Source organism: Mesorhizobium sp. (genome assembly GCF_004962925.1).
Taxonomy (GTDB): domain Bacteria; phylum Pseudomonadota; class Alphaproteobacteria; order Rhizobiales; family Rhizobiaceae; genus Mesorhizobium.
Genome location: NZ_SUEO01000267.1, coordinates 1 through 6633, shown reverse-complemented (window position 1 = coordinate 6633; position 6633 = coordinate 1). Strand labels below are relative to the sequence as shown.

The following is a 6633-nucleotide window of genomic DNA, read 5'->3' as shown; positions in this document are numbered from 1 at the left end:
CTCGCCGCCGCCAATGGCCGGGGTTTCGTGCCCGGGTTCCTGTCGCAGCACGTCAAGCGGTTTGGCAGGCTGGGCGACGATCCGCGTGTCATGCCTTTTCTTGGTCGCCGAAGCCGTTTGCGACGGCTGCGCAAGCGCTTCGCCAAACGCCTGGTTTGGGCGCTGCGACGATTGTTCGGCAAGGCCTGAGAACCGGCGGGTTGTGACGGCGCGGGAGCTTCACACTTCTTCGGGCGCGCAGCCGAATTTCAGCAAATTGCCATGCGGGTCCCAGACATAGAATTCCTTCATGTTCCACGGGCGAACGGTGAAAGGGCTGAGTTTCTCGACACCGCGCGCCGAAAATTCGGCATGCAGCGCCGGCACCTCACCGCCTCTGGTGCAGTAGGACGACACTTCGGGCAGCTTGCGGTCGTCGCTCTTCCAGAAGTGGATCTCCATCTCGTTGCGGCGCATGATGAGATAGTCGTCCATCTCCGGCCCGACGACGCCGAAACCGAGCTGGTCGCGGTAGAAATCGCGCGTCGCCTTGATATCGGGCGAGGGCAGCATGGGAATGCTGCGCGCCGGGTCTGCTGCGGGCGAGGTCATGTCACGCGCCCTCGACGACCGAAAAGCCCTCGAACTGCGGATGGCCGAGATAGTGGACCTTGGTGGAGCCGGCGTTGCGGTGCGCGGCGCGAAAATTCTCGGATTTGGTCCAGGCGACGAAATCCTCGTGGCTCGCCCACACGGTGTGCGAGGCGAACAGCGTGTAGCCTTCGGCCTCGTTGACCGGACCGCGCAGCAGATGAAATTCCTTGAAACCTTTCATCTCCGAAAGGCTCGAATCACGGTTCTTCCAGACGTCCTCGAACGCGTCCTCAGAGCCGTTTTGGACCTTGAAGCGGTTCATGGCGATGTACATTGGTGGTTCCTTTCGGGATTGCGGATTATGATGCTTGGTGGATTGCCTGAAACGCTGAGGCGCAGGCTGTTAAAATGGACCGATCCGCGCTTTGAATACCCAACTCGACTTGCCAGTTTCGGTTGGAATGGGAGGGAACGGTGCTTGCTTGCGCACCAGTGTCAAAGCGAATTGATCAAGTTCCGCAGAACCTGAGCTTTCGGCAAGCTGTATGTCGCTGATGCTGCCGTCGGCCATGACAACGAATACGACCCTGGCATTGTTGCGAGCGCTCGCTTGTATCGATTTCGAAACACGGCGGTTGGCGCGGGCAAGCTTCTTCTGAACTTCACCGCTGTAGCGGGATTCTATCGCATTGCCTGCCGCTGCTTGCTTCTTGCCCGTGCTGGAAGTCACCGCGTCGCGTTCCTCGCCATCCGCCGCGCCGCGGGCCTCGTTCGTTTCGCCCGCTCCGCCAAGACCTGCTGCCGCGCTCGGCCTTGGGGTCGGGATCGGCGGCTGTCCGACATCGGCAGGAGGCGCCTCGGTGCTTTCGGCCGGAGCAGCCGGCTCTGCCGGCGATTCAATCTTCGGAGCCACGCTCTCTTCGTCCAGGCGTGGGGTGTCGGACATCAGTATGTCTGGGGCGGCGGGTTGTTTGGCGACCTGCGGCAAGGGCGCGGGGGGCTGCGCGGCCATTTCCCTAGCGGGCCGGTCAGCAGACGGCTCGGGCTTGACCTCAGGTTTGGCCGGCTGCGGGTCAGGCACCAAGGTAACGTTCATCGCGCCCGGGGCCTGACCATCCAAGGCGCTGCCGACCACGTTGGCGCCGGTTTGATCGGTGCCTTCCATCCGGATTGCATCCTTGGAATCGAATGTGCCGACAGGTGTGATGAGAAAAGCGGCCGCCACCGCGGCATGAAACAGGCAGGAGGCGATAATAGCCGCCGTCCATTTGCGGCTCATGGCTGATGGCCGGGCCGGCGCAAGCGGTTCGGTCGGCGCAATCGCCAGTTCGCCATTGGCGTCGGGGAGGGGACTGATTTCCTGCATGGTTCGCAACGAGACCTGCCGCGACCGGTGCGGACTTGTCAAATCAAGATCGTTGGCATCCAGCGGCCACAGAACGGAGGTGGCCCAAGGCCATGCCACGATGTTCTGTCCGAGTGCGGGCTCCAGCCCCACCGTGTTCTCAGACCCCGAAGGCGATGCCGGTCTTGGTCCCGGTCTTTAGTCTGCGCATGCAAGCGTCCGGCTCGATGCCGGTGCCGGCACATTCGGTCGCGCTGTTGATCAGCACGCGGCTGACCTTGGCGCAGTCGGCGCCGGCAAGATCGAAACGCGTTACCTTGGTCTTGCCCGCCGGCAGGTCCTTGAAGTCTAGCACGGTCAGCCGGTCGACGACGCCAGCCTCGTTGAACAGCGCGATTTCGAACGCCGCTTTCGAGAGGTCGGCGCCGAGAGTGTTGTTGACCACGAACGTCAAACGGCAGCCCTTGTCGGAGGCCTGCGCACCATTGAGTTCAAGCGTGAGAGCAGGGACCGGCGCGGACTCTTGCGCCCACGCCGGACCCATCACAAGCGGCATTGCCAGCACCGAGGTCAGCAGGCGAAGCGATGCCGTCAAGCTTGTCATTGTGGTCAGCCTCCAAATCGCATTGTCGCCGCCAGCTTCAGAGTGACGCCGGGCTCGTAAACTACACTCGTGACCGATGCATTCAACGGATTGGTGTATTTCACGTCGAACAAATTGTCGGCGCGGAAGTCCACCTTGAAATTGTCGGTCGCCTGGTAGCTGGCGAAGGCATTGACCAGCGTGTAGTCCTTGGCCACTGGGTTGCCCTTCGGCTTGCCATTGTACTGCACCTCGCCGCCGACGGTCAGCTTATCCTCCAGGAAACGCAGGCCTAGCTGCGCTGTGACCTGGGAGGAGGGGACGGTGACGAGGTCTGCCCGCTCGCCTTCATAGGAAATCGTGTGGCCATCGATGATCGAGGCCGACAGCCCGGCGAAACCCCAACTGGCGTCATAGACGCCTTCCATCTCAAAGCCGCGGATCTTGGCTTTTGCGAAGTTCTGGTACTGGAAGCAGATCGGGATGCCGGGGCCGAACGGGCAGCCGCTGGTTGGATCGAATGCCGATAGCGTTACACCATCGATGTAGTCGTCGACGTCGTTGTTGAAGTAGGCCGCCTTGAAACGAAACGCGTCGCCGGCTTCGAGGATGTCGTCCTGCTTGTAGTTGACGCCGAATTCGACGGTCTTGCCGGTTTCAGGCTTCAGGTCGGGATTGGGCAGAAACGGAAAGCTGACGCCTGCCGGATGGTTGCCACTGATGAGAGTTTCCGACAGTGACGGGGAACGGTATCCCTCCGCATAGGTGCCGTAGAGTTGCAGTCCCGAAAGGCTGACGGTTTCGAACGGCGATACGCCGACGGTGATGCGCGGCGACAGCCGGTCGCCGGAGGTTTCGCCGACATCGCTTTCGAGCTTGTAGCTGTCGTAACGCAGGCCGGCGATGACCTCGAGCCAATCCCAGGTGAGCTTGTCTTGGATGTAAGCGCCGGAAACGTTTCGCTTGCCCGAAGGGGTATAGAAACTGTCGCCGCCCGCGGCGCCACCCGTCTCGACGTCATCGCCAACCCAGTCGCCACCGTAGGTCAGCTCATGCGCAATGCCGGCGGTCTCGAACCGCGAGGTGTTCCAGATGTCGATGCCCGAAGTGCCGATATCGAAGGTCGACATCGAACCCGCCGGCAGGACAATGGGAAGACCGGTGACTGGATCAAACCGGTTTTGCGGAACAAGGCTCGTCATGTCCAGGTTGGTCTTGTTGTAGGAAGCGTTGATGTGGAGATCGAGCCAGCTCTTGTCCTCGTCAGTGATGTTGTAGCGCGCCGTGAAGGTGTTCGCCTCCAGGTCGACGTCGTTCACCGGCGTGCCGCCGCTGACCTCGTTCCACCCGTCGCTTGAGCCAACCCAGCCAAGCTTCAACTCGCTGTTGTCGCTGGGACGGATGGTCGTCTTGAGCAGGCCGCTCAAGACATCGAAGCCGGTGCCGTTCACCGTATCGCCGCCGCCATCCTTGTAGTTGTCATAGTCGCGATAGACGATGTTGCCGAGGACATCCCAGTTCTTGTTGAAACGGTAGGCTCCGGCAGCGCTGGTCGTCCAGCCTTCGCCATTGGTCTCGTAGCGTCCGGTCGCGGACGCCGCCCATGTCTCGCCGTCGCGAAGAAAATCCTCCGCGTCCTTGGTTTCGAACAAGACGACGCCGCCGATGGCGCCCGAGCCGTAGGTGTTGGCGACCGGGCCGCGGATCACATCGACGGATTTGATGAGCTCCGGGTCGATATAGAAGGTCGATTGCGTGCCATGGTCGGAGCGCTGGAAATTCTGCCGCGCACCGTCGACGATCACCGCGACGCGGCCGAAATCCTGCAAGCCACGGATATTGATGCTGGAACTGACGCGCCTTGCATCCGCCTGGACCGCTACACCCGGCACACCCAACAGCATTTCGTTTGGCGTCGTCGCCATGCGGCGTTCCAATTGCTCCTGATCGACATGGCTGACCGAAGCCAGGGAGTCGATCGCCGTCTCGCCGGTGCGGCTGATGACCAGGATCTGGTCGAGCAGCGTTGCGCCTGCCGGCGCCGGCCCGGCTTCTTCAGGCGTCTGCCCCTGTTCGGCCTGCTGCTGGTCTGTTGCCGGTTGGGCGGCCTGTTGCGCATTGGCTGGTGGCGTGAGCAACGCTATCGCCGCGGCACCCGCCAGCAATGCGGCGATTCCCGTTACCATAGACCGGCCCTTTGCCATCGATCGATGCGCCGGACCTGGGCTGCTATTCGCCAGACCCAGCCGTCCCCAATTCGCCAACCCCATGCCCCCAACTCCAAAATACCTGGTTCGATGCTGGCTGGCTTGAAGCTTGCTGGCATTTTTCGTCGTGTCCGGCGTCTTAAATCTTGACTCACTTAGTCCGGTATTGCACTGACTAATAAACATGATTATTCAAGTCAAGAAATGAATCGGCATCTACGCAACGCCTAGCCAGACGCCCGGCACAGGAAAGGGATCGAACCAGATGAACACGCACAATCCCAATGACTTTCGCTATCGCGTCCGCCGTTCCGACGACAATTCGGCACGTTTCGACCGGGTTCCGTTGGCCGTGAGAACCCTGTCCAGCAACACGCTGTTCCAGGGCGAGCACGAGATCGGCATCGAGCATCACGGAGCGCTCTACCGGCTGAAGATCACCCGCCAGGGCAAGCTCATCCTCAACAAGTAGGCAAGAGTAGGTACCTAAGAGATGGACCAGCGCGTAAAACCCGCTCCGCACGAGATCCGGCGGGCGCGGGCAGACAATCCGAAGACGCGCGAGCGCGATCTCGCTGCCCAGCTTGGCATTTCGGAGGCCGAGCTGGTCGCCGCGCATTGCGGCGACGGCGTCGTCCGCGTCGAGCCGCGCGTCAACGATCTTCTGACCGGCCTCGAGGCCGTCGGCGAGGTCATGGCGCTGACGCGCAACGAAAGCGCTGTGCACGAGAAGATCGGCGTCTACGACAAAGTCGTCACCGGCAACCACAATGCCATGGTGCTTGGCGAGAACATCGACCTACGCATCTTCCCGAAAGTCTGGGCGCACGGCTTTGCCGTCGAAAAGCGCGACGGCGGCGATATCAGGCGCAGCCTGCAGTTCTTCGATGCGGCCGGCGAGGCGGTGCACAAGGTGCACCTGCGGCCCGCGTCCAACCTCTATGCCTATCAGAAGCTGGTGGCCGAACTCGAATCGCCGAACCAGGAGTCAACCGTTGCGATTTCAGAAGGCGGGCTTGAAAACGAGGCCGAGGCTTCCGACGCTTCCGCTGATGTCGACGATCTGCGCGACCGCTGGAGCCGGCTGACCGACGTGCATCAGTTCTTCGGCATGCTGAAGACGCTAAAGCTCGACCGCCGCCAGGCGATGCGCATGGTCGGCCAGGATTACGCCTGGCTGCTCGACAACGATGCCGTCAGCGCGATGTTCCATCATGCCGCCGAGGGCGAGATGCCGATCATGTGCTTTGTCGGCAATCGTGGCTGCATCCAGATCCATTCGGGCCCGATCAAGTCGATCAAGGCGATGGGACCATGGATCAACGTGCTGGACGAAACCTTCCACCTACATCTGCGGACCGACCACATCCATGAAGTCTGGGCCATGCGCAAACCGACCAAGGATGGCCACGTCACCTCTCTCGAAGCCTATGGCGCCGACGGCAAGATGATCATCCAGTTCTTCGGCAAGCGCCACGAAGGTGAAAGCGAGCGCGAGGACTGGCGGTTCCTGGCAGAGAACCTGCCGCGCATTCCAAGCTCGACGCAGCCTGAGGACAACGACAATGGCTCCTTTGCTTAAACGGGCGCGTGTTTTCAGAACGACGCTTGGGGCCACGATCGGCCTTTGCCTGGCCTTTGCCGCATTGCTGTCGGCCCGTGCCGCCGAGGGCACGGAGGTCTTCGCCGACCCGTCGAAGATAGCGGCCATCGGCGGTTCGATCACCGAGATCATCTTTGCGCTCGGCGAGCAGGATCGGCTGGTCGCCCGCGATTCGACCAGCAATTATCCCGAGGCGGCGCTCAAGCTGCCGGATGTCGGCTATATGCGCCAACTGTCGCCGGAAGGCGTCCTGTCGGTCAATCCTTCGGGCATCCTGGCGCTGCACGGCAGCGGGCCGAAGCAAGCCGTCGATGTGCTGAAG

Annotated in this window: 8 protein-coding genes and 1 pseudogene; 4 read left to right on the top strand and 5 right to left on the bottom strand. The window is 61.7% G+C overall.

Annotated elements, in window-relative coordinates; all coding sequences use genetic code 11:
• Window positions 1-189: pseudogene (locus tag E5W87_RS31955) on the top strand (glycosyl transferase family 2); the annotation flags it as partial.
• 30 nt (window positions 190-219) lie between these two features.
• On the opposite strand, the gene E5W87_RS31950 reads toward E5W87_RS31955, so the two are convergent.
• The 5 genes from E5W87_RS31950 to E5W87_RS31930 form a co-directional block, all read right to left on the bottom strand.
• Entirely contained in the window at window positions 220-591 is a 372-nt protein-coding gene (locus E5W87_RS31950) for a VOC family protein (RefSeq protein ID WP_292406886.1), read from the bottom strand.
• A 1-nt stretch (window position 592) separates the two neighbouring features.
• A complete protein-coding gene (locus tag E5W87_RS31945; RefSeq protein ID WP_292188638.1) occupies window positions 593-907 on the bottom strand; it encodes an antibiotic biosynthesis monooxygenase in 315 nt (104 codons plus the stop codon).
• 69 nt (window positions 908-976) lie between these two features.
• Window positions 977-2071: a TonB family protein gene (locus tag E5W87_RS31940; protein ID WP_367118899.1), complete on the bottom strand. Its 1095-nt coding sequence runs from the start codon at window positions 2069-2071 to the stop codon at window positions 977-979.
• A 7-nt stretch (window positions 2072-2078) separates the two neighbouring features.
• Complete coding sequence (locus E5W87_RS31935) at window positions 2079-2522, bottom strand: hypothetical protein (RefSeq protein WP_292406883.1); 444 nt, start codon at window positions 2520-2522, stop codon at window positions 2079-2081.
• Between the two features lie 5 nt (window positions 2523-2527).
• Entirely contained in the window at window positions 2528-4687 is a 2160-nt protein-coding gene (locus E5W87_RS31930) for a TonB-dependent hemoglobin/transferrin/lactoferrin family receptor (RefSeq protein ID WP_292406880.1), read from the bottom strand.
• 286 nt (window positions 4688-4973) lie between these two features.
• On the opposite strand from E5W87_RS31930, the gene hemP reads away from it, so the two are divergent.
• The 3 genes from hemP to E5W87_RS31915 all read left to right on the top strand — a co-directional run.
• Window positions 4974-5180, top strand: a complete 207-nt coding sequence (hemP, locus tag E5W87_RS31925; RefSeq protein WP_029353351.1) for a hemin uptake protein HemP — start codon at window positions 4974-4976, stop codon at window positions 5178-5180.
• A 21-nt stretch (window positions 5181-5201) separates the two neighbouring features.
• On the top strand, window positions 5202-6290 hold the full coding sequence (locus E5W87_RS31920; RefSeq protein ID WP_292406873.1) for a hemin-degrading factor: 1089 nt from the start codon (window positions 5202-5204) through the stop codon (window positions 6288-6290).
• Window positions 6274-6633 (top strand): ABC transporter substrate-binding protein (locus E5W87_RS31915; RefSeq protein WP_367118898.1); only part of this gene is annotated, 360 nt, incomplete at its 3' end. The genes E5W87_RS31920 and E5W87_RS31915, both read left to right, overlap by 17 nt.

Coding starts and splice junctions, on each gene's coding strand:
- E5W87_RS31945 (WP_292188638.1), bottom strand. CDS start 907: ATGTACATCGCCATGAACCGCTTCAAGGTCCAAAACGGCTCTGAGGAC.
- E5W87_RS31920 (WP_292406873.1), top strand. CDS start 5,202: ATGGACCAGCGCGTAAAACCCGCTCCGCACGAGATCCGGCGGGCGCGG.
- E5W87_RS31935 (WP_292406883.1), bottom strand. CDS start 2,522: ATGACAAGCTTGACGGCATCGCTTCGCCTGCTGACCTCGGTGCTGGCA.
- E5W87_RS31930 (WP_292406880.1), bottom strand. CDS start 4,687: ATGGTAACGGGAATCGCCGCATTGCTGGCGGGTGCCGCGGCGATAGCG.
- hemP (WP_029353351.1), top strand. CDS start 4,974: ATGAACACGCACAATCCCAATGACTTTCGCTATCGCGTCCGCCGTTCC.
- E5W87_RS31950 (WP_292406886.1), bottom strand. CDS start 591: ATGACCTCGCCCGCAGCAGACCCGGCGCGCAGCATTCCCATGCTGCCC.